Origin of the sequence: Sinorhizobium sp. 22678, assembly GCF_052044265.1 — a bacterium.
In the GTDB taxonomy this organism is placed as follows: domain Bacteria; phylum Pseudomonadota; class Alphaproteobacteria; order Rhizobiales; family Rhizobiaceae; genus Sinorhizobium; species Sinorhizobium meliloti_A.
Map to the genome: position 1 here is coordinate 318,583 of NZ_JBQEMS010000002.1, position 24,428 is coordinate 343,010.

Here is a 24,428-nt window from a genome sequence, read left to right on the forward strand (position 1 = left end):
CGCTCCTCCCGTTCCCGAATCCCGGTTCGACCGGCAGAACTTAGCGCGATCGCTCCTGAGGAGGAAATGGCCCTCATCCGGCTGCCGCAACCTTCTCCCCGTTTTACGGGGAGAAGGAACATGCGGGCACCGCCTCGCCCTCTTTCCAGGGCGGCGAAGAGGACTGGAGCTTGCCGCGAGTCACCTTCGCCCGGCGGGGATAGGGTGGCCGGCAGGCCGGATGAGGGGCCGGAAATTGCCTCCTCAGTGCCCGGCGTCTTCCGCGCCTTCGGCCAGCAGCCCAAACACGAAGGACGAGAACGACCGCCAGCACTCGACGCGGAACGTATCCTCGGCGGTTCGGAAAAGAACGATTTCCGCCTTGCCGAAGATCGTGCGAGAGCAGGCACCGACGGGGAAAATCGCGAGCGACAGGTCCTGCGGGCAGCCGCTGTTGATCGCCGCTTCCGCGCCCGCCCCGCTGACGTTGACGGCAGTGTTCCGGTGCGAAACGTCGACGGCCGAATGCACGGTCCCGCTCGATGCGGCCGCCGCCATCAGGTCGGCGCCGTCCTCGTCGATCACCAGCCACTCATCGGGACCGAGCCAAAGGACATGACGCCGGCCGGTCGAGGCGGACGTCTTCGGCCGCACGGGAATGGTCACGCCGAGAGCTGCCGAGAGTGCGGGAACCGCGTCGGCGCCGGCGCGCAGCGATATCCGCGAAGCGGGTTCCGCAGGGGTAAGGATCGCCGCCGGCGAGCCGCCACGGCGGCCGGCAAGCGGAGCTTTGCGTGTAGCGATTGCGTGGTCAGCCATGGAGGCGACCTCCTTCCTTGTCAAAGAACACCATGTCGCTCACCTCGACGGCGATCGTGCGGTCGGCCATCGGCACGTAGAGCGTCTGCCCGAGGCGTGCGCGGCCGCCGGCGACGACCGCGAGCGCGATCGAGCGGCCGCAGTTCGGCGACCAGTAGGACGAGGTCACATGACCGAGCATCGTCATCGGCTTGGCTTCGTTCGGATCGGCAACGATCTGCGCCCCTTCCTCCAGCACCACCTGCGGGTCCTTCGTGAGGAGGCCGACGAGCTGCTTGCGGCCTTCCTTGACGAGGTCGGGCCGCTTCATGCCGCGAATGCCGACGAAGTCCTGTTTCTTCTTCGATACCGCCCAGGAAAGGCCGGCATCGTCCGGCGTGAGGGTTCCGTCCGTGTCCTGGCCGACGATGATGTAGCCTTTTTCGGCGCGCAGCACGTGCATGGTCTCGGTGCCGTAGGCGCAGGCGCCCATCGGCTCGGCCCGAGCCCAGATCGCCTCCCACACGGCTTGGCCGTAGTCGGCCGGTACGTTGACCTCGAAGCCGAGTTCGCCGGTGAACGACATGCGGAAGAGCCTGGTCGGCACACCGCATATGCTGCCTTCGGCAACGCTCATATGGGGGAAGGCTTCGTTCGAGAGATCGATGCCCTCGACGAGCGGCGCGATGATCTCGCGCGCCTTCGGACCCTGGACCGCGATGACGGCCCATTGCTCGGTCGTCGACGTCAGCCACACCTTCAGATGCGGGAACTCCGTCTGGAGATAGTCCTCCATGTGGTGGAGGACGCGCGGCGCGCCGCCGGTCGTCGTCGTCACATGGAAGCGATCGTCGGCAAGCCGGCCGACGACACCGTCGTCATAGACGAAGCCGTCGTCGCGCAGCATGATCCCGTAGCGGCAGCGGCCGGGCTTCAGGTTGTCCCAGGCGTTGGTGTACATGAGGTTCAGGAACTTGGCGGCATCGGGGCCGACCACTTCGATCTTGCCGAGGGTCGATGCGTCGAAGACGCCGGCCACGTCGCGAACCGTCTTGCACTCGCGCGCGACCGCCTCGTGCATGTTTTCGCCCGCTTGCGGATAGAACCAGGCACGCTTCCAGTTGCCCACATCCTCGAATTCGGCGCCATGCGCCTCCTCCCAGGCATGGATCGGCGTCTTGCGGGCCGGATCGAAGAGGTTTCCGCGCGAGTGGCTGACGATCGCTCCGAAGGTCACCGGCGTATAGGGCTGGCGGAAGGTCGTGAGCCCCACCTGCGGGATTTCCTTGCCGAGCGCTTCCGCCGCGATCGCCAGCCCGTGCATGTTGGAAAGCTTGCCCTGGTCGGACGCCATGCCATTGGTGGTGAAGCGCTTGATGTGCTCGATCGAATGCATCCCTTCGCGCACGGCGAGCCGGATATCCTTGGCGCAGACGTCGTGCTGGAAGTCGATGAAGGCCTTGACTGTCGTGTCTCGCCCCGCGCCTTCCGCCGCGCCGATCATGCCGCCAGTCCATTCGAAAGCGTTGCGGCCGGAGAGCGCGACCTGACCGCCGCCTTCCGCACCCGCGGCACGGGCCGCCAGTTCACCGGCGGCGAGTGCCTCGTCGATCGTCGCCTGCAGGTCGTCCGTGCCATTGCAGGCGCCGACGGAGAGGCATTCCTGTGCATAGGTTCCCGGCAGGAACCGCTCCGTCGCCGCGTCGAACGTCACCTTGCCCCGCGACTGGGAGAAGAGATGCACCGAGGGGGTCCAACCGGCCGAGACGAGCAGGGCGTCGACCGCGATCTTGCGCGATGCTCCGCCGCCGTTGCGAGCCACACTCATGGATGCAATCCTGAGCTTGCCGGCGGTATTGACGACCGAGTGGCCGCTCAATACCTCGATGCCGAGGCTGCGGGCTTCGGCGAGCACCATGTCGCCCGGCCTGTCGCGGCAGTCGACGATCACGGCGACGTCGACGCCGGCCTTCCTCAGGTCGAAGGCCGCCTCATAGGCGGAATCATGGGCCGTGTAGATGCCCACCTTCTTGCCGACCGCGACGCCGAAATGGTTGAGATAGGTGCGGCCGGCCGAGGCCAGCATGATTCCAGGGCGGTCGTTGTTGGCGAAGACCATGTGGCGCTCAATCGCGCCATTGGCGAGGATCACCTTCTTCGCGCGCACCTGCCATAGACGCTCGCGCGGAAGCCCCTTGTCGGGGGCCGGGAGGTGATCGGTCACGCGTTCGACGAGGCCGACGAAATTGTGGTTGTAGTAACCGAAGGCCGTCGTGCGGGTCAGCAGCGTGACATTGTCCATCGCCGCAAGCGCCTTGCCCGTCGCCAGCGCCCAGTCATAGCCGGGCTGGCCCTCGATCACGGTGCCGCTGTCGTAATGCAGGGCTCCGCCGACTTCAGGCTGTTCGTCACACAGGATCACCTTCGCACCGGCATTCGCGGCCGCGAGTGCGGCCGCAAGTCCGGCAGCGCCGGCGCCGACCACCAGCACGTCGCAATGGACGTAGCGGCTTGCATAATGGTCCGGATCGGTCTCCGTGGGCGCCACGCCAAGACCGGCGGCACGGCGGATGAAGGGCTCGTAGATCTTGTGCCAGGCGGCCTTCGGCCACATGAAGGTCTTGTAGTAGAAGCCCGCCGCGAAGAAGGGCGACAACAGATCGTTAAAGCCGCCGACGTCGAACGCGAGCGACGGCCAACGGTTCTGCGACGACACCTTCATGCCGTCGAAGACTTCCTGCACGGTGGCTCGCACGTTCGGCTGCCGGCGCGCGGCATCGCGCGAAACGTCGAGCAGCGCATTCGGTTCTTCGGCGCCTGCCGAAAGGATGCCGCGCGGGCGGTGATATTTGAACGACCGGCCGACGAGATGGATGTCGTTGGCGATGAGCGCGGAGGCGATGGTGTCGCCCTCGAGCGCCGTCAGCGTCCGGCCGTCGAAGGTGAAGCGGGCGGTGCGCGCCGGCGTCAGGCGCCCGGCGCCCGAAATTCGATTGACCCCGGTCATTCTGCCACTCCTTCCAGCGCCTCGTAGGTCTCGACCGTTTCGCTCGTCTTCGGCTCGGCGTTGAGATCGGGCTTCGGCTCACCGGCCTTGTAGGTCACGTGGAAGCGGTCGCTCACCGTATCGCGAGCCGCATTGAAGAAGCGACCGCAGCCGTGGATATGCCGCCACCTTTCATAGATCAGCCCTTTCGGATTCTGACGGAGGAAGAAGTACTCCTCGAACTCCTCGTCGCTGATCTCGGCGATGTTGGCCGGTCTGACGATGTGGGCATCGCCGGCATTGCGGAATTCGAGCTCCGAGCGCTCTTCCTCGCAATAGGGGCAGTAAATCAGAAGCATCTGGAATGTCCTCGATCAGAGCGCCGCGCCTTCCTTGGAAGGCGCAAGGCCGCTCTCCGTTCTTTCTCTGAAGCGTAATCCTATCGACCTTCGCTCCGTCGGATCATGCTTTAGTGCGCAACGGCGGCCGCGGCCGCCTCGTCGATGAGCCGCCCGGTGCGGAAGCGCTCGAGCGTGAGCCCCGCGGCAAGCCGGTGCGGCTCGCCGCGCGCGATGAGATGGGCAAAGAGATTGGCCGAACCCGGCGTCGCCTTGAAGCCGCCCGTCCCCCAGCCGGCATTGAGGTAGAGCCCGGGCACCGGCGTCACGCCCTGGATCGGCGAACGATCCTGGGTGACGTCGACGATGCCGCCCCATTGCCGCATCATCTTGACGCGGCGGAACATCGGGAAAAGTTCGCAGATCGCATCCAGCGTATGCGTGATGATCTGCAGGCCGCCGGTCTGCGAGTAGGAATTGTACTGGTCGGTGCCGGCGCCGATGACGAACTCGCCCTTGTCCGACTGCGAGATATAGGCATGCACGGAGTTCGACATGACAACGCAGGGGAAGATCGGCTTCAAGGGCTCGGAGACGAGCGCCTGCAGCGGCTGGCTCTGCAGCGGCACGCGCACATCCGCCATCTGCATCAGGACCGACGAGTGGCCCGCAGCGGAGATGCCGACCTTCTTCGCACCGATGAAGCCGCGGTTGGTATCGACGCCGGTCACGCGGCCGGTTTCGTCGCGGCGGATGCCGGTCACTTCGCAATTCTGGATGATGTGGACGCCGCGATCCGAGGCCGCGCGCGCATAGCCCCAGGCGACCGCATCGTGGCGCGCAGTGCCGCCGCGGCGCTGCAGTGCCGCGCCGTTGATCGGGTAGCGGGCAGTCTTCGCTATGTCGAGCGGCGGGCAGTAGGCCTTGGCCTGCTCCGGCGTCAGCCATTCGTTGTCGATGCCGTAGAGCCGGTTGGCATTGATGTGACGCTTGAAAGACTGCTGGTCATGGATGTTGTGCGACAGCATCATCACGCCGCGCGGCGAATACATGACGTTGTAGTTCAAGTCCTGCGACAGGTTTTCCCAGAGCTTCAGCGAATGCTCGTAGATGTCCATGCTCTCTTCATAGAGATAGTTGGACCGGATGATCGTCGTGTTGCGGCCGGTGTTGCCGCCGCCGATCCAGCCCTTCTCGAGCACGGCGACGTTGGTGATGCCGTGCTCTTTGGCGAGATAATAGGCGGCGCCGAGGCCGTGACCGCCGCCGCCGATGATGATTGCGTCATATTGCTTGCGCGGCTCAGGCGAAGCCCAGTGCGGGCCCCACCCTTTGTGGCCGCGCAGCGCCTCGCGCGCCACGGCAAAAACAGAATATTTGCGCATCAGCCTGCTACTCCATGAACCCGGTAACGTTCGTTGGCGTTAGAAATCGCAAATCCGAGGACCACGCAACGTTTCTTTTGCGACGCGATCAGGCGGACTTGCGCGGTCTTGCGACATCGACGGCCCGCCGCCGCAGAGGTATTGGCGCTTTTTCCCCACGCGCTTTCTCTCGCCGCTGGACTTTCGGCACGCGATCTGTTATCCGCTCTTTCAATCGTAGGGTTCTCGCCCAGCGAACGCAAATTTATTGCCTCTCCAAACCTGATGGTGAGGCTTGCCAACTCGAAGCAAAGGAACGGGATTCACGTGCAGGTACTTGTCCGCGATAACAATGTCGATCAGGCGCTCCGCGCTCTTAAGAAAAAGATGCAGCGCGAAGGCATTTTCCGCGAAATGAAGATGCGTGACTTCTACGAAAAGCCGTCCCAGAAGCGTGCGCGCGAAAAGGCAGAAGCCGTCCGCCGCGTTCGCAAGCTGGCCCGCAAGCGGGCGCAGCGCGAAGGCCTCGTGGCCCGCTGATCGTCTTTTTTTCGACGCTTTCCAATGCAAGTGGCGGAGGCGAGGGATCGCCGCCGCCATTTTGGTATGGACACCCAGTCCGTCGACAGTCTAGCGTGACAGCTGGCGACGGTCAGCCGCCGCACTTGCGTGCTCTGTAAACGGAAAGCCGATGGCTTTCGGGCCTTGTCGCATTGAGGGATCGACTTTGACACTTGCTGCCATGACTGCGGACGTCTCCGGCCTCATCACCGAGGAGGCGAACCGCCGCCACCAGCGCAAGCCGAAGCTTGCCGCCTTTCTCGTGCTCGGCTCGGCCCTGCTCATCGCAGGATGCCAGACCGACAAGCCCGAATCGATGTTCCGTGTCGAACGGGCACAGGGCTCGGAAGAAAACATCGCCTCGCTCTCGAGCGTCATCGCGTCCAATCCGAGCGACCCCGAGGGCTACAATGTGCGCGGCTCGGCCTACGGGCGCGCCGGCGAATTCCGCCGCGCGGTCGCCGATTTCGACCAGGCGATCCAGCTCAACCCGCGCTTCCATCAGGCCTATGCCAACAGGGCGCTGGTTCAGCGCAACCTGGGCAACCAGCAGGCCGCTCTTGCCGATTACAATGCAGCGCTGCAGATCAATCCGAATTACGATGTCGCCTATATCGGCCGCGGCAATCTCTACCGTCAGGCGAACCAGCTCGACGCCGCTTTCAACGACTTCAACAAGGCGATCGAACTCGATACGGCGGACCCCCGCGCCTACCACAATCGTGGCCTGATCTATCAGGCGCGCAACCAGCACGCGCAGGCTATCGAAGATTTCTCCAAGGCAATCTCGCTCTCGCCGAGCTCACCCGAACCCTATAACGGCCGCGGCATCTCCTATGTGGCCCAGGGCGACGACGACAATGCCTTCTCCGACTTCAACACGGCCATCAACCTGAATGGCAAGCTGGCGGAGTCCTGGGCAAACCAGGCGCTGATCTACGAGCGACGCGGTGACAAGGCCAAGGCGGCGAAGTCCTATTCGCATGCCTTGTCGCTCGATCCCAAATACGAGCCGGCGCGTGCCGGCCTTGCCCGCGCCAAGGCGATGTCCTGACGTCGCCCATTCTCCGTTAGACATCAGACGCCCGCGCCTGTCGCGGGCGTCGTCGTTTCATCAAAGCCGAACAGGGTCGCGGAACCATCCTGAATTCAATCCGTTTGACCATGGCCTAGAAGCACTTCCAGGAAAAGTGTGTAACGGTTTTCCGTCCGGAAGTGCGTTGGACCAGAGCACTTCCAGGAAAAGTGTGTAGCGGTTTTCCGTCCGGAAGCGCCTGGTTTCAGCGGGTTTAGAGCGTTTCACAGTTGGAATGAACAGTGAAACGGTCCAGCACGGAGATCCGAGCCATGATTCGACAGACCCTCATTACGGCAATCGCCTTTGCGGCGCTCACCGGAGCTGCCAGCGCCCAGAATTACGTCACGCTCGGGCGTCTCACATGCGGCTCGGAAGGCGGCACCGGGCTGATCGTCACCTCCACCAAGAACCTGATGTGCACCTTCTCGCCGGCGGATGGCTCGCCTGGAGGAGTCTACGCGGGCAAGATCACCAAGATCGGCCTGGACATCGGCTCCACCGGCAAAACCGTCATGATCTGGGACGTGCTGGCGAAAACCGGCACTCCGCTGAACGAATATGCACTGGCTGGCGAATATGTCGGCGTCGGCGCCGATGCGAGCTTCGCTGTCGGTGGCGGAGCGAAGGTCATTGCCGGCGGCACGAACAAGGCTTTCATGCTGCAACCGGTCAATGTCCAGGTGCAAGAGGGCCTGAATGTCGCCCTTGGCGTGGATCATCTGGTCCTGGCGCCGGCCGGTTGATCGCGGGGCGAGCGGTGAGGCCGTCTCTTCTCCCTTCCCCGTCCGCGCCACATTGCGTGATCCGCACGGCCCACCTTGCGCGGCGCCGCAAGTCGCTGCACTGTGATGGTGATGATCGTTGCCGGACGCGGTAACGCCGGCACGACGGGATGCAGGATGAAGGAACAGCTGATCCGCGACATCGTTGTGTGGATGTCGGACGAGGGAATTCGAGGCCTGAAGGAGCAGGACCTTCTTGCCGGCTTCTGTGAACGGTGCCACGCCGCGGGCCTGCCCATAGATCGTGCGCTCGGCATCATCGATACGCTGCACCCGGAGTTCGAGGGACGCGCCTTCCAGTGGAACAGCGAAAGCGGCGAGGTTCCCGAGGTCGTGCAATACGGCTCGACCAGCGGCGGCGAAGCCCAGACCAACTGGCAGCGTTCCGTCTTCTTCCAAATGCTCAAGAACAATGAAACCGAGCGCCGCACCCGCCTTGCCGGAGAGAAGCATATTCCCTTCACCATGCTCGACACGCTCAAGGCAGAGGGCCACACCGACTGCGTCAGCATGATTCATCACTTCACCGACCGCGGCCGCATAGGGCAGATGGATTGCCTGTACTCCTATTGGACCACAAAGAAGCAGGCCGGCTTCCGTGAGGAGGACATCGCGGCACTGAGAGTGTTGCTACCCACCCTTGCGCTCGCGGTGAAGGCAGCCTCGTGCATGCGCATCATCGGGACGCTTGCGGATGTCTATCTCGGCCCCGACGCCGGCCGCCGCGTCGTCGAGGGCAGCATCGAACGGGGCTCGGCCGAGCGGATCGAAGCAGTCATGTGGTTCTCCGATCTGAGGAACTACACGCGCATAGCCGACAGCGTCGCGCCGGAGGATGTCATCCCCTTTCTGAACGACTATTCCGGCATGGTGATCACCGCCGTCCACGATCATGGCGGCAGCGTATTGAAGCTTATCGGCGACGGAGTGCTTGCCATCTTCAACGGCCGCAAACCGGCCGAGGCCTGCGCCGCCGCCATCGCGGCGGAGCGTCAGCTGCGGGTCATGCTCGCGGAATTGAACGCAAGGCGGCTCGACGAGGGGAAGCCGACTACCGACGTCTATCTGGGCCTGCATATCGGCGAGGTCTTTTACGGCAATATCGGCAGCCAGAACCGGCTGGATTTCACCGTCGTCGGACCGGCCGTCAACGAGGTGAGCCGTATCTCCGCCATGTGCCGCTCCGTCGAGCGGCACGTGATCATGTCTTCGGAATTCATCGCCGCCTGTCCGCCCGAGCATCGGGCAAATGCCGTTTCGCTCGGGCGCTTCGCGTTGCGCGGCATCGCCAGGGCGAAGGAGCTCTTCACCTGGGATCCGGAGATCGCCTCCAGTTAAATGGAGCCGATACCCTCAGTGATTGATCGCCTTGACGATCTCCTCGGTCATCTTCTTGGCGTCGCCGAGCAGCATCATCGTGCCGTCCTTGTAGAACAGCGTGTTGTCGATGCCGGCATAGCCGGAGCCGAGCGAGCGTTTGACGAAGAGGCAGGTCTTGGCCTTGTCGACGTCCAGGATCGGCATGCCGTAGATCGGCGAGGACTTGTCGTCCCGGGCCGCCGGATTGGTGACGTCGTTGGCACCGATGACATAGGCGACGTCGGCCTGGGCAAATTCCGAATTGATGTCCTCGAGTTCGAACACCTCGTCATAGGGGACATTCGCTTCGGCGAGCAGCACGTTCATATGGCCCGGCATGCGGCCGGCGACCGGGTGGATCGCGTATTTCACCTCGACGCCGTTCTCCTTGAGCTTGTCGGCAAGCTCCCGGAGCGCGTGCTGTGCCTGGGCGACTGCCATGCCGTAGCCCGGCACGATGATCACCTTAGAGGCGTTCTGCATCAGGAAGGCGGCGTCGTCGGCCGAGCCCTGTTTCACCGTCCTCTGGACCCCGTCGTCGCCGCCGGCAGCCGCCGTCTCGCCGCCGAAGCCGCCCAGGATCACCGAGATGAAGGACCGGTTCATGCCCTTGCACATGATGTAGGAGAGGATCGCGCCCGACGAGCCGACGAGCGCCCCGGTTATGATGAGCGCCAGGTTGCCGAGGGTAAAGCCGATGCCGGCCGCGGCCCAGCCGGAATAGGAGTTCAGCATCGACACGACGACCGGCATATCCGCGCCGCCGATCGGAACGATGATCAGCACGCCGAGCGCCAGCGACAGGGCGACAATCGCCCAGAAATCGAAATGGCTTTCACTGAGCGCCAACCCGACGATGAAGAAGACGACGAGTGCGGCAATCGCGAGATTGATCGCGTGGCGGTAGGGCAGAAGGATAGGCTTGCCGGACATGCGGCCGTCGAGCTTCAGGAAGGCGATGATCGAGCCCGTGAACGTGACGGCGCCGATCGCCACGCCGAGCGCCATTTCGACCAGCGCCTGGGCGTGGATCGAGCCGACCTCACCGATACCGAAGGAGGACGGGGCATAGAGTGCGGCGGCCGCCACCAGAACGGCAGCGAGACCGACGAGCGAGTGAAAGCCGGCCACGAGCTGCGGCATCGCCGTCATCGGGATGCGCTTTGCGATATAGGCGCCGGCACCGCCGCCGGCGGCCAGACCTACGACGATCAGGAGAAACCCGCCGATCGACGGCTGTGCCAGGAACAGCGTCGTGACGATCGCGATGCCCATGCCGACCATGCCGTAGGTATTGCCCTTGCGGCTGGTGGTCGGATGCGACAGGCCGCGCAGCGCCATGATGAAGAGCACGCCCGAGACGAGATAGAGGAAGGCAGCGAAATTAGCGTTCATCGGCCCGCCTCACTTTTCTTTTTTCTTGTACATGGCGAGCATGCGCTGGGTGACCAGGAAGCCGCCGAAGATGTTCACCGAAGCAAGCACCAGTGCGACGAAGCCGAAGCCGGTGGCAAGCCCCGAGGCGGAAATCCCGACCGCAAGCAAGGCGCCGACGACGATTACCGACGAGATCGCATTGGTCACCGCCATCAGGGGCGTATGCAGCGCCGGCGTCACCGACCAGACCACGTAATAGCCCACGAAGATCGCCAGCACGAAGATCGCGAGGCGGAAGACGAAGGGATCGATCGCGCCGCCGGTCGCGCCATGCGCCACCGCTCCGGCCGCATCGGGCACGTATTCGGCGGCGGTCTTCACCGCCTCGACCGCCCGTTCCAGATCGGTCAGTGCCTTGTCCAGAAGTTCGTTCGCCATCTTACTTCTCCCCCCTCATGACACCGCCGAAGGCCGGGTGCACGACTGCCCCTCCATGGGTCAGCGCCGTGGCCTTGACGAGCTCGTCCTCCATGTTCAGTGCCAGCGCCTTCGTCTCCTTCGAGACCATCGTCTCCAGGAAGGTGACGAGGTTCTTGGCATAGAGCAACGAGGCGGAAGCGGCGATGCGGCCCGCCACGTTCAGATGGCCGACGATCCTGATGCCCCCGACCTCCGTCACCTTGCCGGCTTCGGCTCCTTCGACGTTGCCGCCGCGCTCGACTGCAAGGTCGACGACGACCGATCCGGGTTTCATGGAATCGAGCATCTCGCGGCTAACGAGCCGCGGCGCCGGGCGGCCGGGGATCAGCGCCGTGGTGATGACGATGTCCTGCTTGGCAATGTGCTCGGCGACGAGCGCGGCCTGCTTGGCCTGATACTCCCCAGACATTTCCTTGGCATAGCCGCCGGCGGTCTCGGCCGCCTTGAACTCCTCATCCTCGACGGCGATGAACTTGGCGCCGAGGGAGGCTACCTGCTCCTTGGCGGCGGGGCGAACGTCCGTCGCCGAGACGACCGCGCCCAGGCGGCGGGCGGTAGCGATCGCCTGCAGGCCGGCAACGCCTGCGCCCATGACGAAGACCTTGGCCGCCGGTACGGTGCCGGCCGCGGTCATCATCATCGGCAGCGCGCGGTCATATTCGTACGCGGCGTCGATCACCGCCTGATAACCGGCAAGGTTTGCCTGGCTGGAAAGCACGTCCATGGATTGGGCGCGGGTGATACGCGGCATCAGCTCCATGGCGAAGGTCGTGAGGCCCGCGCCGGCCATGGCCGATATCGCTTCCTCGTTACCGTAGGGATCCATGATGGCGATGACGACAGCGCCCGACCGGTAGCCGGAAATCTCCTGCGCAGTCGGCCGACGGACCTTGAGGACCACGTCGGCGGTTTTCGCATCCGCCGCCGTACCGATCCGCGCACCGGCCTTCTCGTATTCCTGATCTGGTATGCGTGAACTGAGGCCCGCACCCGCTTCGACAACCACGTCGAAGCCAAGCGCCTTCAGTTTTTTCACGCTCTCGACGGAGCCGGCAACGCGTCCCTCGTTCGGATCCGATTCCTTGGCGATAAAGACGATCTCGCTCACAAATCCCCCTCCCCGGTCCGCCCCGGCTGGCCGGGTTGCGGACGTTGTCCTCCAGACGACAGCATTGCACGCCGCCTCTTCACTCACACGGTCCCCGAATCGAGCCGATTTCGGAAGAGAACCATGCGGCACCTCGATGCGCTACAGCGACCTTAGTGCACCTTACGGGGCGTCGTCGCAGCGACAGAAACTCCTCCTGCGGGGGCGGAAACATCCGCCGCCGAGACGATACTCCCACGTGGTGCGGGAAAAACGCGATGGGCCCGCGACAAAGATGGGGACCCCTCCCCATCTTCGGCGGGACGGATCAGCGACGCCGGTCAGCGAAGAAAGAAGTAACCGGCGACGTTGATGAGAATGAAAAGAACAAGCGAGCTGAAGAAGCCCATCGTCGTAAAGAAAGCAGCTGCCATCGCAATCAGCAGCGCGACGCAAAACAGAGTGCCGTATTTCGTGGCGCTGATGAAGAAATCATATGTCTTCTCGTGCTCGGAATAGTCCATCGGAGCGCCCGTTTCGACCGGTCCCGAATGATGCTCTGCCATCGTCCAATTCTCCAAAATTCTGCGGCGCCGCCGATGGCGGCCCTGTCTTATCCACCCATGACCGCTTGCCCGCGAGGCGCAACCGGTTCCTTTAGCTCCGCATACACAATGCGCCGGCCCTTCGCAACGAAAACCGCCCCGCAAGCCTGCGGCATAATCGAATGAGCACTTTCAGGAAAAGTGCATGGCGGTCCGTCGGAAGTGCGCAGGCTCGTCTGTCCATTGCCCAAGCCGTTCCGCCGGAGACGAGGGAGTACCGCGCGTCTCCCCGTTGACTTTTTAAAGGTTCTGGCGGCATGGCTTTTGCGGATAATAACCGGAGTCTGACGATGTCGAAACCTGTCGTTGCCATCCCCTGCGATTTCCGCGAATTCGACGGCAATGTCTGGCATGTTGCCGCCCACCAATATGTCCGCGCGGCGGTCGAGGGCGCCGGGCTGATGGTGTTTCTCGTTCCCGCACTGCAGGCCGGGAACGATGTGGACGAGATTCTCGACCGCGTCGACGGGGTGCTCGCCAGCGGCGCTCGCTCCAACGTCCACCCTTCGCTCTATGGCAGGGAGGCGACCGAAGCGGACGGGCCTTTCGACCCGGGCCGCGATGCGACCAGCCTGCCGCTGATCCGCCGCGCAATCGATCGCGGCGTCCCGCTGTTCGCGATCTGCCGCGGCATACAGGAGCTCAATGTCGCGCTTGGCGGCACGCTTGCGAGCGAGATCCAGGAGCAGCCCGGCATCTGGGACCATCGCAAGCCGGAAGTTCCGGATCTCGATGTCGCCTATGGCATTCGCCAGGATGTGGTCGTGAAGGAAGGAAGCTGCCTTGCTCCGGTCCTCGGCACCGGCCGCGTAAGGGTCAATTCGCTGCATCGCCAGGCGATCGGCGCCGCCGCTCCGCGCCTCGCAGTCGAAGCCGTGGCCGACGACGGGACCATCGAGGCGGTCTCGGTCATCGGCGCCAAGGCCTTCGCCGTCGGCGTGCAGTGGCATCCCGAATACTGGGTGCGGACCGACGCCCCGTCAGCCGCCCTGTTCAAGGCCTTCGGAGATGCCGCGCGCGCCTATCGTGAGAGCAAGGCCAGTTAGGTTAGACCACTCTACGCCGGAACGGCGTCTCGACGACCGGCGTCAAAGCCTCGCCGGTCGAGAACCATGCCTTCAGATTGTCGACCACGAGATCGGACATCGCGTTGCGCGTGACGACCGACGCCGACGCCACATGCGGCAGCAGAGAGACATTCGGAAACGAAAGGAGCGCTTCGGGAACATGCGGCTCGTTTTCGAAGACGTCGAGGCCGGCTCCGGCAATGGTGCCGTTCCGAAGCGCGGCGATGAGCGCCGCCTCGTCCACGGTCGATCCCCGGCCGACATTGATCAGCACGCCCTTCGGGCCGAGCGCCGAAAGGACATCCACATCGACAGCCCTCAGCGTGCTCGCCGTCCCGGGTACGATGACGATGAGCGTGTCGACGGCCTCGGCCATACCCGAAAGGGTCGGATGATAGGTGAAAGCGAGCCCTTCGCGCGGCGTTCGCGTGTGGTAGGCGATCGAGACGCCGAAGGCTTCGAGCCGCCGTGCGATCGCAAGGCCGATCCGGCCGAGGCCGAACAGCCCGACCGTACGGCCGCGGAGCGATAGCGGCGATAGCGGGAAGGCGCCCTCGCGCGCCCAGCGACCCTGGCGCAGCCATTGCTCGGCCTGCGGCAGGAGGCGCAGCGTGTTGAGGAGGAGGCCGATGGCCGTGTCGGCGACTTCCTCCGTCAGGACATCAGGCGTATTGGTGACGACAATCCCTCGGGCTGCTGCGCGCGAGACATCGACGCCGTCGTAGCCGACGCCGAAATTCGCAACGATCTCGAGGCTGGGGAATGCATCCATCAGCGGCACCGGCAGCTTGCCCGAAACGGCGATGCCGGAAACGTCGCGCATGTCGGCTGTCACGAGAGCCGCATCGGCGCGCTCGATGCACACGGTCTCGAACATTTCCGGCAATCGTTCGAGGACCCTCGGGTTGATCTTGCCGGGCACGAGAATTCTGGGACGACTCATCGGGTTTCCTTTCCGGACATAGCGGGAATGCGGGCGAACACTCACGCATCCTGTTCAGACGCGGAGGAATCGATCAAGCCGTTACCCGCAGCGGGCCGGTCGACTGGCGGATGCGCATTTCCGGCTTGATCAGATGGATGCCGTCCGGTTCATGGCTGCCGGAAAGCTTGTCGAGGAGCGCGCGCGCAGCGCTGCGGCCCACCTCCGCCTGGCCGTTCCAGACGGTCGTCAGCGCGGGCGTCGCGATCGACGCTTCCTCGAGGTCGTCGTAGCCGGTGACCGAGATGTCGACGCCCGGCACGAGGCCGGCGCGGGCAATGCCGTTCATCATCCCGATGGCGACCAGATCGTTCCAGCAGACGACCGCGGTCGGCTTCTGCGGCAGTGAGAGGAGATGCACGGCGGCCTCGAAACCGCCCTGCTTGGAGCGCGGCCCCGGGATGCGCAGGTCCGGATCGACCTCGATATTCGCCTTGCGAAGCGCATTGACGTAACCCTGATAACGGTCGCGGCCGGTGGAGGTCTGGTCGGTTCCCCCGACCATCGCGACGCAGCGATGGCCGAGCCCGATGAGGTGATTGGTCGCGAGCGAAATGCCATAGGCGTCGTCGCCGCGGAAGATCGGGACGTCGAGCCCCTCGATCGAGCGGGCGATCAGGATCGCCGGCATGCCGTTGTCCTCGGCAAGCTGAATATCCTGCGGCGGCGTGCCGATGGCGGGCGACATGATGACGCCGTCGCCGCCGAGCTGCAGCAGCGTCTCGATGAAATCCCGCTGCTTTTCGACGGAATCGTAGTGGTTGGACAGAATGAAGGTTTGCTTGTCGCGATCGAGCTCAGCCTCGATCGCCTTGAGGATCTCACCGTAGAACGGGTTCATGATGTCGTGCACGACGACACCGATGATGCCCGAGCGCGACGTCCTGAGACTTGCGGCACGGCGGTTGTAGATATAGCCGAGTGCGCGCGCCTGCTCCTTGATCTTGTCGCGGGTGACCGCCGCCACCAGCGGGCTGTCGCGCAATGCCAGGGATACCGTCGCCGTCGAAAGGCCGAGTGTTTCCGCGATTGTCGAAAGCTTGACCTTTTGCGCCACCATATCCCCCGTTGCAGTCGCTGCCGTCAGCCAGTTTAAATTCCTTTAAACTGTTTAAAATATCGCTGCAATCGGGAAGTTCAAGCCGCCCGGTTCTCACACCGCGGCTCAATCCGCAGCTCTGGCGGCCTGCAGATTGCTGTCGACAGCGCGCAGGAGCTTCATGAGAGTGCGTACCTGCTTGTCGGTCAAACCGCGTGTTGCGAGCTTCTCGGAATGCTGGCCCGCTTCCGCGATGATCTGCAGGCGATCACGGCCGAGCTCTGTCAGATAGACCTTGGTCAGCCGGGCATCGTCCCTGTCCGGCCGGCGTTCGAGGAAGCCTTGCGCTTCCATGCGGCCGATCGTGCGCGTCATCGTCGGTGCCTTGACCCCGAGCTTGCCCGCCAGCGCCCCGGCCGTGAGCCCGTCGGTTTCGGCAAGGGCGAGCATGACGCCGTCCTGCCCGGCATAAAGGCCGCTCGCGACGAGGTTGCGAGAGAGTACGGTGCGCATCGAGCGGGCCGCCTGGACGAGAACCGAAGCCAGATCGTGATCGTTCGCCTCGGCGACGATCTCGTCCTTCTTCTTGCCGTTCTTGCCCTTCCTTTCGGCTTTGCTCTTCTTGCCCATTGGACCTCCCGCCGAATCCCCTACACTACACTTATAGCAATAAGGCTTGAGTTTACGAACTGTATGACTCAAATAACGATTTTACGACAAACCACGCCGAGGTCCGAGTAGAAATGTCGCTGCCGAAGCCCCGATGGACCGACAATTCCGCCGCACTCGAACCTGTCGAGCGGCGGGACTGGATCGCGGTGCTCCCGCTCGGCGCACATGAACAACACGGGCCGCATCTCCCATTCGAAACGGACCGGCTGATTGCGGCGGGCATCGTCGAACGCGTTATCGCCGCACTCCCCCAAGCCCTGCCCGTGACCTTCCTGCCTGTCGAACCGGTCGGCTATTCGATCGAACACATGGACGTGCCCGGCACCCGAACGCTCGCCTATGACGAGGCGGTCGAACGTTGGCTCGGCATCGCCGAGGACCTCGCCGGACTCGGCATCCGCAAATTCGTGATGCTGAACGCACATGGCGGCAATTCGCCCCTGATGACCATCGTAGCGACGGAGGCGCGGATACGCTTCGGGATGCTCGCCGTGGCGACGAGCTGGACACGCTTCGGACAGCCGGACGGCTGGATCGGCGCCGAGGACAAGGCAGTCGACATCCATGGCGGCGATATCGAGACCTCGGTCATGCTGGCGCTCCATCCGGACAAGGTGGACATGGCGAAGACCCGCGACTTCCCCTCGCGCCAGAGCGAGTTCGCGCGTTCTTTCAAGCATTTGCGCGCCTACGGCCCGCACGCCTTCGGCTGGAAGATGTCGGATCTGAGCCCGGACGGCGTCGCCGGCAATGCCGCCGCCGCCACCGCCGAGCGCGGCGAAGCGCTGCTTGCGCATGCTGCGAAAGGCATCATCGAACTGCTCGAGGATGTGAACGCCTTCGATGCCGGCGAGCTCGACTGATTTTTTCTTTCGCGTCGATCGCGACACAGGTCTGTATTTGCGCATCGCCACCTCATCTCTTATATGAGAACCCAGCCATCGATGCCCGCGGCGCATCGCCAACCCTCGAGGTTCCCATGACCGAAACATCCGCGCTGAAGCCGATCCCCGTCACCGTGCTCACGGGCTATCTCGGCTCCGGCAAGACGACGCTTCTGAACCGCATCCTCAGCGAGAATCATGGCCGCAAATATGCGGTCATCGTCAACGAATTCGGCGAGATCGGCATCGATAACGACCTGATCGTCGAGTCCGACGAGGAAATCTACGAGATGAACAATGGCTGCGTCTGCTGCACCGTTCGAGGCGACTTGATCCGGGTCGTCGAAGGACTGATGCGCCGTCCCGGGCGCTTCGACGCGATCATCGTCGAGACCACCGGCCTTGCCGACCCGGTGCCGGTCGCGCAGACCTTCTTCATGGATGACGACGTTCGCGCCAAGACGGAACTGGACGCGGTCGTGGCGCTCGTCGACGCCAAGCACCTGCCGCTGCGTCTGAAGGACAGCCGCGAGGCCGAGGACCAGATCGCCTTCGCCGATGTGGTGCTTCTCAACAAGACCGACCTCGTGACGCCGGAGGAACTGGAGCGCGTCGAGGCAACCGTGCGCGTCATCAATCCGTCCGCCCGCATCTATCGCACGCAGCGCTCCGAGATCGACCTCGGAAAGGTGCTCGACCAGGGTGCCTTCAATCTCGACAGGGCGCTCGAAAACGATCCCCACTTCCTCGATCAGGACGATCACGACCACGTCTGCGGTCCCGATTGCGACCACGATCATCACCATCATGATCACCACCATCATGATCATGATCATGATCATGAGCATGATCACGACCACCACCACCATCACCATCACGACGGCCCCTCGCCGATCCATGACGTGACGGTGCAGTCGATTTCGCTGCGCGGGGGCGAAATGAATCCGGATCGCTTCTTCCCCTGGATCCAGAAGATCACCCAGACCGACGGTCCGAACATCCTGCGCCTCAAGGGCATCATCGCCTTCGCCGGCGACGCGGAGCGCTATGTCGTCCAAGGCGTTCACATGATCATCGAAGGCGATCACCAGCGCCCGTGGAAAGACGGCGAGAAGCGTGAAAGCAGGCTCGTCTTCATCGGCCGCGATCTCGACCGCGAGAAGATCGAGCGCACCTTCAAGGCCTGCGAAGTCCCGGCATGATCCCGGATAAGTCCATGCTGAAAACAGAAAGTCCGTCAAACTGATGCCGACCGTCGCTCCGCTCGATCTCGAAGGTCACGTCGTCGGCGTGGCTTTCCTCAAGGATGTTCCCTTCTTCGCCGGGGCCGCCGGCACGATCCACCGGCTCGATCACGGCCACAAGACGACCGAAGCACATGACGGGCTGCTGTCCCTCGTTGTCGACGAGGCGAACGACACGCTGCTGACCGGCGGCGAAGACGGCAAGGTAATGCGCATTTCGGCAGACGGGACGGCGAGCCTCGTTGCCGACACGGGTCGCAAATGGATCTCGCAAGTTGCGGCGGGACCGCAGGGTGCGGTCGCTTACGCCTACGGCAAAACGGCGCATGTCCGCCTTTCCGACGGTACCACCAGGGACTTTCCCGAGCAGCGGACCGTCGAAGGCATCGCCTTCGCACCCAAGGGCCTGAGGATCGCCTCCGCGCGCTACAACGGCGTCTCGCTGCACTGGGTGGCCATGGCAGGCCAGCCGGTCGATCTCGAATGGAAGGGCGCCCACACCGCCGTCACCTTCTCTCCCGACGGACGCTTCGTCGTCACCGCAATGCAGGAAAATGCGCTGCATGGCTGGAAGCTCGACGCGAAGCCCGGCGCCGAGGCGCGCCACATGCGCATGACCGGCTATCCGGCCAAGGTGAAGTCGCTTTCCTGGTCAGCGAAGGGCAAGTGGCTCGCATCGTCCGGGGCGCCGGCGGCGATCGTCTGGCCATTTCAGGGCAAGGACGGGCCGATGGGCAAGGCGCCGCTCGAGCTCGGCACCCGCGCCAACATCATGGTGACGACGGTCGCCTGCCACCCGGCGGACGATATCGTCGCCATCGGCTATGAGGACGGCATGATCCTTGCCGCCCGCTTCGCGGACAGCAAGGAAGTCCTGTTGCGTCGCCCGGGCAATGGCGCGATCACCGCCATGGCCTGGAACAAGAGCGGCCGCCAACTCGCTTTTGGATCGGCGGCGGGCGATTGCGGTGTGGTGGATATCGCCGGGTAGCGGGGGTGAATGCATGCCCCCGCTGCGGCGAAAGGCGGGGTAGCCGGATGGGGCCGGCTCCGCCTGTTCTCACCATTCCAGTTCCAGATGCGGCCGCCCGTCCGATGTCGTCTCGACGGTCCGCCCGCTCTCATCGATGGTGGCGGTGACCCGCTGGCGGAAGGCGGAGAAGCTCTCGAACGTGACGACGTCGACAGGCTCGTCGAACTTGAACGTCAGGCGATAACGTCCCGGCTTCGCGCCGATCGCCTGGGCCGAGAGGACTTCCGCTTCGAAAGGCTGGCCGAGATAACGGCCTTTGACCCGCGCCCCGAGCATCCATGGATTGAAAGCAGGTCGGTTGCCGACAGCCGCGTGCAGCGTGTTCCAATCGCGATAGCCATACTGGGCGGCGATCAGCTCGAGCGACTTGGAGTGGGTGACTTCGTCACCCTCCGACACAAGCCGCGATCTCAGGCGTCTGGCCTGGTCCTTCAGCGCATCGAGCGAGGGAAGGCTTCGTAATTCATGCGTCATGACAGGGTCTCCTGTTACGGCATGCATTTCCGGGATGGGTGTCCGCATTGCCATCGGTAGCATGCCGCGCGGCGTGACCGTGTCGAAAAGAGAGACTTCACCGAAGCTTGACGCTCGCGGACGGCAGGGGCCCTCGCCCGGCGCCTGAAATAGGGGAAACGACGCAGGCTGTCAAACGCGCGGGGCCGCCGGCGATGCCACTTGCACGCAAGCGACCGCCATGGGACGACTTGGCGTCGCCAAGAGCGGATGAGGAAAAGTGATCCGGGGAGCACATCATGAGCGAAGTCACCATTCTCGCATTCGCGCTTGTCGCCTTCATCGGCATTGCAACGCCTGGACCGACCGTGCTTCTCGCCCTCACCAATGGTTCGCGTTATGGCGTGAAACGGGCAACGGCAGGAATGATCGGCGCGATGCTCTCGGATTTCGTGCTGATCGGCGCGGTCGCACTCGGGCTTGGCGCACTGCTCGCAGCGTCGGAATTCTGGTTCTCCGTGATCAAATGGCTGGGCGCCGCCTATCTCGCCTATCTCGGCGTCATGCTGCTGCGATCGCGCGGGACGCTGGAACTCCCGCCGCAAGCGTCGCAGGCTATGGATGCCGGGGCGACGCGCTCCATCTTCGCCAAGAGCCTCCTCGTGGCCGTCACCAATCCCAAGGGCTATCTGTTCTTTTCGGCCTTTCTGCCGCAATTCATCGTTCCCGCCCTGCCACAGGCGCCGCAATACGCCATGCTGGCCATCGTCTTCGCGTCGATCGATTTCATGGTGATGTTCGGTTATGCCCTGCTCGGGTCGCAGGCGATACGCTTCATGAGGCGCTCCGGCGCGATCTGGCTCGACCGCATCTGCGGCGGCGCACTGCTGGCGCTCGCCGGATCTCTGGCACTCTATCGCCGCGCTGCGAATTAGAAGGCTTCGGCACAACGTGTGGCATGGTCATTCGAAGGGAATGGCCGTGCTTTGGAGCATTTCACCGTTTCATAGAAACACTGAAATGCTTCAACCGTTTGATCCAACGCACTTCCGGACGGAAAACCGTTACACACTTTCCTGGAAGTGCTCTGAAGCGTCTCACAGCGCTCCCGCCGCGAAAGGCGGCAGGAGCGCTGCTGATAATCCACCTCCGCAGGGTGGGAGGCGGAAGAAATTCAGGCCGCGCGGCGAAGCGGCGGCAAAGCGAGTTTCCGGCCGCTTGGAACCAGCATCCCGGCAGCACCGTCGAGCCAGCCTTCCTTGAGTTCGAGCGCCAGGAAGCGGTTGCGTTCGAAAGGACCGGGCATCACGAGATGCTGCGCGCGCTGCGCGAAGAAGCCGAAACGTTCGTAATAGGCGGCGTCGCCGACGAGCAGGACAGCGCCATGGCCGCGGTTCTTGGCTTCCTGGATCGCCGCGCGCATCAGCATGCCGCCGATACCTTTGCCCTCATGCGCCGGATCGACCGCAAGCGGGCCGAGCAGCAGCGCCGGCACCGCCTGGCCCTCGCGGTTGACGCCGGCCTCGACGTTCCAGAGGCGCACGGTGCCGATGACGTGACCGTCCGCATCCCGCGCGACAAGGGCAAGGCCCTCGGCAGGCACGCGGCCGCGGCGCAGCTTCTCCGACGATTTCCTGCGGCGACCCGCGCCCATGGCACGGTCGAGCAGGTTCTCGCGCGCAACGACATCGCCCGGGTTTTCCGAGTCGATTATAAAGGTGGTTGGCGCGAAGAACGCGCGCAGGGAATCAACAACAGCGGCCATCTGGGCGTCCCGTCATCAAAACCGCTTCAGGCGGACCGGACATGAATTGTGAAAGCCGCTCCCGCTTGAGCGGGAGCGAGCAGGATCAGATGACATAGGCCTTCAGAGGCTCGAAGCCGTTGAAGGCGACGGCCGAGTAGGTCGTCGTGTAGGCACCCGTGCCTTCGATCAGAACCTCGTCGCCGATCGTCAGCGAGATCGGCAGCGGATACATGTTCTTCTCATAGAGCACGTCGGCCGAGTCGCAGGTCGGGCCGGCGAGCACGCAGGGTTCCATCGCATCGGCATCGCGGGCCGTACGGATCGGATAGCGGATCGCCTCGTCCATCGTCTCGGCGAGACCGCCGAACTTGCCGATGTCGAGGAAGACCCAACGGTGGCTGTCGTTGTCCGACTTCTTCGACACGAGAACGACTTCCGCCTTGATCACGCCGGCATTTCCCACCATGCCGCGGCCCGGCTCGATGATCGTCTCCGGAATGTTGTTGCCGAAGTGCTTCTTCAGCGCGCCGAAGATCGCCTGGCCATAGGCTTCGGCCGACGGAACGTCCCTGAGGTACTTCGTCGGGAAGCCGCCGCCCATGTTGACCATCTTGAGCTCGATGCCCTGCTTGGCAAGCTGGACGAAGACACGCTTGGCATCGGCAAGAGCCGCATCCCATGCGTCGAGCTTCGTCATCTGCGAGCCGACATGGAACGAGACGCCGTAGGAAACGAGCCCGAGCTGGTGCGCATAGACGAGCACGTCGACCGCCATCTGCGGCACGCAGCCGAACTTGCGCGACAGCGGCCATTCGGCGCCTTCGCCATCGGTGAGCACGCGGCAGAAGACACGGGCGCCGGGAGCGGCGCGCGCGATCTTCTCGACCTCTTCGTGGCTGTCCACCGCAAAGAGGCTGATGCCCAGCGCATGGGCGCGCGCAACGTCCCGCTCCTTCTTGATGGTGTTGCCATAGGAGATGCGGTTCGGCGTCGCGCCTGCATCGAGCGCCATTTCGATCTCGGCGACCGACGCGCAATCGAAGTTGGAGCCGAGGCCGGCGAGAAGACGCAGGACTTCCGGCGCCGGATTTGCCTTCACGGCATAGTAGATCGCGCTGTCGGGCAGCGCATGACGGAAGGCCTTGAAATTGTCGCGCACGACGTCGAGGTCGACAACGAGGCAAGGACCTTCGGGTCGTCGGGTGTTGAGGAAGTCGATGATACGTGCGGTGGTCATGGCCATATTCCCCGATCCATTAGACTCCACATTTGTGGAGGACAAAGGGCATACGCACGCCTGCACTGGAACCAGCCGGTGGAGACCCCGGAACCATGCATGCGCTCGATGCGCGAATGTGAATCAAAGCCCGCAAAGGCTAGGATTCGGCTTTGTCTGCCATGGATTGGAGGGAATAACCCAACCGCACTTCCGGCAATGAAGGTGTGCCTCTTCAGTAACCCCGGCTGTTGGAAAGCCGGCAGACACCAGAAAGGCCCGCACCGTCGTTGCTTCAAGATGTCCTCGCATTTCCCGGTTGGCCGGAATAGCGACTGGAGGGGTTAGTTCCAGGTACCTTACCGATAACCTCACCTAATCGAGGGTCGGCGGACACCCACAGGCACGTGCGACTTTGGGCAAGGCGTAGGTAAGAAAAATCATCGTCGTAATCAAGAGGTTTTTCCATCTCGCCGCTAATTTTTTCTGGACCGGGCAACGGCGCCAGTGTTCACTTTGGCTGAACGATCGCAGCAGGCCGTGCGTGCGTGCGGGAACCGAGACCCGCCTACCCATGCGCGTTTTCGCCTGCACGCCAGAGAAAGACGAACTATGGATACCTTGACCCGCATCCGCGCCTTCATCGATGTCGTGGACGCGGAAGGCTTTTCGGCCGCGGCCCGGCGCATCGGCAAATCCAAGGCGCTGCTGTCGAAATATGTACGCGAACTCGAGGACGAGCTCGGCGCGCTGCTGTTGAACCGCACGACGCGCCAGTTCTCGCTGACCGAGGCCGGCCACACCTATTATCGCAGCGCATCGGAAATCCTGAAGGAGATCGACAACCTCGCCGATCTCGTGCGTGCCAACAATTCCGACCTCAAGGGCCGATTGCGAATCACCGTGCCGAGGACTTTCGTCGATGCGGATATCGGCCAGTCCCTGATCGACTTCGGCAAGGAGCATCCCGAACTGTCGCTCGACATCGTCTCGGACGACCGGTTCATCGACCTCGTCGAGGAAGGATTCGACGTCGCCATCCGAATCACCCGGCTCGAGGACTCGACGCTGATCGCCCGCAAGCTCGACGACTTCCAGGTGCTGGTCTGCGCCTCGCCGGATTTCATGGCCAAGGCCGGCGCCCTCGCGCATCCGAGTGAACTTTCCAAGCTGCCGTGCATCCTCGACACCAACGGCCGGTCCTATTCGAGCTGGCGTTTCGTCGAAAAGGACGGTTCGCCATTCACCGTGCCGGTCAGCGGGCAGATCGAAGTCAACAGTCCACTTGCCGCGGCGC

Annotated in this window: 24 protein-coding genes; 10 read left to right on the forward strand and 14 right to left on the reverse strand. The window is 63.6% G+C overall.

Annotation, left to right across the window (positions count from 1 at the left end):
• Positions 1–243: 243 nt before the first annotated feature.
• The 4 genes from soxG to ACTJKL_RS05050 all read right to left on the reverse strand — a co-directional run bounded on the left by soxG (position 244) and on the right by ACTJKL_RS05050 (position 5,486).
• Positions 244–798 carry a sarcosine oxidase subunit gamma family protein gene (gene soxG / locus ACTJKL_RS05035; RefSeq protein WP_440852341.1) on the reverse strand — a complete coding sequence of 185 codons (555 nt, stop codon included), beginning with the start codon at positions 796–798 and terminating at the stop codon, positions 244–246.
• Positions 791–3,784, reverse strand: a complete 2,994-nt coding sequence (locus ACTJKL_RS05040; RefSeq protein WP_440852342.1) for a sarcosine oxidase subunit alpha — start codon at positions 3,782–3,784, stop codon at positions 791–793. The genes soxG and ACTJKL_RS05040 overlap by 8 nt, the downstream gene beginning before the upstream one ends.
• On the reverse strand, positions 3,781–4,122 hold the full coding sequence (locus ACTJKL_RS05045; protein WP_003533888.1) for a sarcosine oxidase subunit delta: 342 nt from the start codon (positions 4,120–4,122) through the stop codon (positions 3,781–3,783). Before ACTJKL_RS05045 ends, ACTJKL_RS05040 begins: the two co-directional genes overlap by 4 nt.
• 110 nt (positions 4,123–4,232) lie before the next feature.
• The gene (locus ACTJKL_RS05050; RefSeq protein WP_018096724.1) at positions 4,233–5,486 is read right to left on the reverse strand and encodes a sarcosine oxidase subunit beta family protein; all 1,254 of its coding nucleotides are present in this window, start codon (positions 5,484–5,486) and stop codon (positions 4,233–4,235) included.
• 306 nt (positions 5,487–5,792) lie between these two features.
• Here ACTJKL_RS05050 and rpsU point away from each other — a divergent pair, with 306 nt between their 5' ends.
• The 4 genes from rpsU (at position 5,793) to ACTJKL_RS05070 (ending at position 9,224) form a co-directional block, all read left to right on the forward strand.
• Positions 5,793–6,005: a 30S ribosomal protein S21 gene (gene rpsU / locus ACTJKL_RS05055; protein ID WP_025424858.1), complete on the forward strand. Its 213-nt coding sequence runs from the start codon at positions 5,793–5,795 to the stop codon at positions 6,003–6,005.
• Between the two features lie 151 nt (positions 6,006–6,156).
• The gene (locus tag ACTJKL_RS05060) at positions 6,157–7,080 is read left to right on the forward strand and encodes a tetratricopeptide repeat protein (RefSeq protein WP_440852343.1); all 924 of its coding nucleotides are present in this window, start codon (positions 6,157–6,159) and stop codon (positions 7,078–7,080) included.
• A gap of 293 nt (positions 7,081–7,373) precedes the next feature.
• The gene (locus tag ACTJKL_RS05065) at positions 7,374–7,847 is read left to right on the forward strand and encodes a DUF992 domain-containing protein (RefSeq protein WP_100672898.1); all 474 of its coding nucleotides are present in this window, start codon (positions 7,374–7,376) and stop codon (positions 7,845–7,847) included.
• 105 nt (positions 7,848–7,952) lie between these two features.
• A complete protein-coding gene (locus ACTJKL_RS05070) occupies positions 7,953–9,224 on the forward strand; it encodes an adenylate/guanylate cyclase domain-containing protein (RefSeq protein ID WP_440852344.1) in 1,272 nt (423 codons plus the stop codon).
• A 15-nt stretch (positions 9,225–9,239) separates the two neighbouring features.
• Here the strand turns inward: ACTJKL_RS05070 and ACTJKL_RS05075 are convergent, their stop codons facing one another.
• From ACTJKL_RS05075 to ACTJKL_RS05090, 4 genes are all read right to left on the reverse strand, one after another.
• Positions 9,240–10,640: an NAD(P)(+) transhydrogenase (Re/Si-specific) subunit beta gene (locus ACTJKL_RS05075; RefSeq protein ID WP_127709118.1), complete on the reverse strand. Its 1,401-nt coding sequence runs from the start codon at positions 10,638–10,640 to the stop codon at positions 9,240–9,242.
• A 9-nt stretch (positions 10,641–10,649) separates the two neighbouring features.
• The gene (locus ACTJKL_RS05080) at positions 10,650–11,060 is read right to left on the reverse strand and encodes an NAD(P) transhydrogenase subunit alpha part 2 (protein ID WP_003528932.1); all 411 of its coding nucleotides are present in this window, start codon (positions 11,058–11,060) and stop codon (positions 10,650–10,652) included.
• Position 11,061: 1 nt separating this feature from the next.
• Entirely contained in the window at positions 11,062–12,210 is a 1,149-nt protein-coding gene (locus tag ACTJKL_RS05085) for a Re/Si-specific NAD(P)(+) transhydrogenase subunit alpha (protein WP_411921732.1), read from the reverse strand.
• A 320-nt stretch (positions 12,211–12,530) separates the two neighbouring features.
• Positions 12,531–12,755, reverse strand: a complete 225-nt coding sequence (locus ACTJKL_RS05090) for an aa3-type cytochrome c oxidase subunit IV (RefSeq protein WP_003528928.1) — start codon at positions 12,753–12,755, stop codon at positions 12,531–12,533.
• Between the two features lie 329 nt (positions 12,756–13,084).
• Between ACTJKL_RS05090 and ACTJKL_RS05095 the strand changes: the two genes are divergently transcribed.
• Complete coding sequence (locus tag ACTJKL_RS05095; RefSeq protein ID WP_324762366.1) at positions 13,085–13,840, forward strand: gamma-glutamyl-gamma-aminobutyrate hydrolase family protein; 756 nt, start codon at positions 13,085–13,087, stop codon at positions 13,838–13,840.
• 1 nt (position 13,841) lies between these two features.
• Here ACTJKL_RS05095 and ACTJKL_RS05100 read toward each other — a convergent pair whose 3' ends face one another.
• From ACTJKL_RS05100 to ACTJKL_RS05110, 3 genes are all read right to left on the reverse strand, one after another.
• Positions 13,842–14,804: a 2-hydroxyacid dehydrogenase gene (locus ACTJKL_RS05100; RefSeq protein WP_440852345.1), complete on the reverse strand. Its 963-nt coding sequence runs from the start codon at positions 14,802–14,804 to the stop codon at positions 13,842–13,844.
• A 73-nt stretch (positions 14,805–14,877) separates the two neighbouring features.
• Complete coding sequence (locus ACTJKL_RS05105; protein ID WP_026168787.1) at positions 14,878–15,900, reverse strand: LacI family DNA-binding transcriptional regulator; 1,023 nt, start codon at positions 15,898–15,900, stop codon at positions 14,878–14,880.
• A 108-nt stretch (positions 15,901–16,008) separates the two neighbouring features.
• Positions 16,009–16,512, reverse strand: coding sequence for a MarR family winged helix-turn-helix transcriptional regulator (locus ACTJKL_RS05110; RefSeq protein ID WP_003528917.1), 504 nt, complete (start codon positions 16,510–16,512; stop codon positions 16,009–16,011).
• 113 nt (positions 16,513–16,625) lie between these two features.
• Between ACTJKL_RS05110 and ACTJKL_RS05115 the strand changes: the two genes are divergently transcribed.
• The 3 genes from ACTJKL_RS05115 to ACTJKL_RS05125 all read left to right on the forward strand — a co-directional run bounded on the left by ACTJKL_RS05115 (position 16,626) and on the right by ACTJKL_RS05125 (position 19,673).
• Complete coding sequence (locus tag ACTJKL_RS05115; protein WP_275599916.1) at positions 16,626–17,417, forward strand: creatininase family protein; 792 nt, start codon at positions 16,626–16,628, stop codon at positions 17,415–17,417.
• Between the two features lie 116 nt (positions 17,418–17,533).
• On the forward strand, positions 17,534–18,640 hold the full coding sequence (locus ACTJKL_RS05120) for a CobW family GTP-binding protein (RefSeq protein WP_440852346.1): 1,107 nt from the start codon (positions 17,534–17,536) through the stop codon (positions 18,638–18,640).
• A gap of 43 nt (positions 18,641–18,683) precedes the next feature.
• Positions 18,684–19,673: a WD40 repeat domain-containing protein gene (locus ACTJKL_RS05125; protein ID WP_411933270.1), complete on the forward strand. Its 990-nt coding sequence runs from the start codon at positions 18,684–18,686 to the stop codon at positions 19,671–19,673.
• Between the two features lie 69 nt (positions 19,674–19,742).
• Here ACTJKL_RS05125 and ACTJKL_RS05130 read toward each other — a convergent pair whose 3' ends face one another.
• Entirely contained in the window at positions 19,743–20,189 is a 447-nt protein-coding gene (locus tag ACTJKL_RS05130; RefSeq protein ID WP_100672890.1) for a glyoxalase superfamily protein, read from the reverse strand.
• A 278-nt stretch (positions 20,190–20,467) separates the two neighbouring features.
• On the opposite strand from ACTJKL_RS05130, the gene ACTJKL_RS05135 reads away from it, so the two are divergent.
• Positions 20,468–21,103, forward strand: a complete 636-nt coding sequence (locus tag ACTJKL_RS05135) for a LysE family translocator (protein ID WP_411933271.1) — start codon at positions 20,468–20,470, stop codon at positions 21,101–21,103.
• Between the two features lie 239 nt (positions 21,104–21,342).
• On the opposite strand, the gene ACTJKL_RS05140 is transcribed toward ACTJKL_RS05135, so the two are convergent.
• Positions 21,343–21,933 carry a GNAT family N-acetyltransferase gene (locus tag ACTJKL_RS05140; protein WP_100672888.1) on the reverse strand — a complete coding sequence of 197 codons (591 nt, stop codon included), beginning with the start codon at positions 21,931–21,933 and terminating at the stop codon, positions 21,343–21,345.
• Between the two features lie 85 nt (positions 21,934–22,018).
• On the reverse strand, positions 22,019–23,158 hold the full coding sequence (gene odc2 / locus ACTJKL_RS05145; protein WP_234841209.1) for an ornithine/lysine decarboxylase: 1,140 nt from the start codon (positions 23,156–23,158) through the stop codon (positions 22,019–22,021).
• Positions 23,159–23,743: 585 nt separating this feature from the next.
• Here odc2 and ACTJKL_RS05150 point away from each other — a divergent pair.
• Positions 23,744–24,428: LysR family transcriptional regulator (locus tag ACTJKL_RS05150; protein WP_440852347.1), on the forward strand; the 685-nt coding region annotated here is incomplete at its 3' end.

Excerpts from the sequence above, each read along its gene's own strand:
- ACTJKL_RS05135 (WP_411933271.1), top strand. The coding sequence starts at position 20,468 with ATGAGCGAAGTCACCATTCTCGCATTCGCGCTTGTCGCCTTCATCGGC.
- ACTJKL_RS05070 (WP_440852344.1), top strand. The coding sequence starts at position 7,953 with ATGGTGATGATCGTTGCCGGACGCGGTAACGCCGGCACGACGGGATGC.
- ACTJKL_RS05125 (WP_411933270.1), top strand. The coding sequence starts at position 18,684 with ATGCCGACCGTCGCTCCGCTCGATCTCGAAGGTCACGTCGTCGGCGTG.
- ACTJKL_RS05120 (WP_440852346.1), top strand. The coding sequence starts at position 17,534 with ATGACCGAAACATCCGCGCTGAAGCCGATCCCCGTCACCGTGCTCACG.
- ACTJKL_RS05075 (WP_127709118.1), bottom strand. The coding sequence starts at position 10,640 with ATGAACGCTAATTTCGCTGCCTTCCTCTATCTCGTCTCGGGCGTGCTC.
- ACTJKL_RS05050 (WP_018096724.1), bottom strand. The coding sequence starts at position 5,486 with ATGCGCAAATATTCTGTTTTTGCCGTGGCGCGCGAGGCGCTGCGCGGC.
- soxG (WP_440852341.1), bottom strand. The coding sequence starts at position 798 with ATGGCTGACCACGCAATCGCTACACGCAAAGCTCCGCTTGCCGGCCGC.
- ACTJKL_RS05130 (WP_100672890.1), bottom strand. The coding sequence starts at position 20,189 with ATGACGCATGAATTACGAAGCCTTCCCTCGCTCGATGCGCTGAAGGAC.
- ACTJKL_RS05100 (WP_440852345.1), bottom strand. The coding sequence starts at position 14,804 with ATGAGTCGTCCCAGAATTCTCGTGCCCGGCAAGATCAACCCGAGGGTC.
- ACTJKL_RS05080 (WP_003528932.1), bottom strand. The coding sequence starts at position 11,060 with ATGGCGAACGAACTTCTGGACAAGGCACTGACCGATCTGGAACGGGCG.
- ACTJKL_RS05065 (WP_100672898.1), top strand. The coding sequence starts at position 7,374 with ATGATTCGACAGACCCTCATTACGGCAATCGCCTTTGCGGCGCTCACC.
- ACTJKL_RS05045 (WP_003533888.1), bottom strand. The coding sequence starts at position 4,122 with ATGCTTCTGATTTACTGCCCCTATTGCGAGGAAGAGCGCTCGGAGCTC.
- ACTJKL_RS05110 (WP_003528917.1), bottom strand. The coding sequence starts at position 16,512 with ATGGGCAAGAAGAGCAAAGCCGAAAGGAAGGGCAAGAACGGCAAGAAG.
- ACTJKL_RS05140 (WP_100672888.1), bottom strand. The coding sequence starts at position 21,933 with ATGGCCGCTGTTGTTGATTCCCTGCGCGCGTTCTTCGCGCCAACCACC.
- ACTJKL_RS05090 (WP_003528928.1), bottom strand. The coding sequence starts at position 12,755 with ATGGCAGAGCATCATTCGGGACCGGTCGAAACGGGCGCTCCGATGGAC.
- ACTJKL_RS05040 (WP_440852342.1), bottom strand. The coding sequence starts at position 3,784 with ATGACCGGGGTCAATCGAATTTCGGGCGCCGGGCGCCTGACGCCGGCG.
- ACTJKL_RS05060 (WP_440852343.1), top strand. The coding sequence starts at position 6,157 with ATGGCTTTCGGGCCTTGTCGCATTGAGGGATCGACTTTGACACTTGCT.
- ACTJKL_RS05115 (WP_275599916.1), top strand. The coding sequence starts at position 16,626 with ATGTCGCTGCCGAAGCCCCGATGGACCGACAATTCCGCCGCACTCGAA.
- ACTJKL_RS05095 (WP_324762366.1), top strand. The coding sequence starts at position 13,085 with ATGTCGAAACCTGTCGTTGCCATCCCCTGCGATTTCCGCGAATTCGAC.
- odc2 (WP_234841209.1), bottom strand. The coding sequence starts at position 23,158 with ATGGCCATGACCACCGCACGTATCATCGACTTCCTCAACACCCGACGA.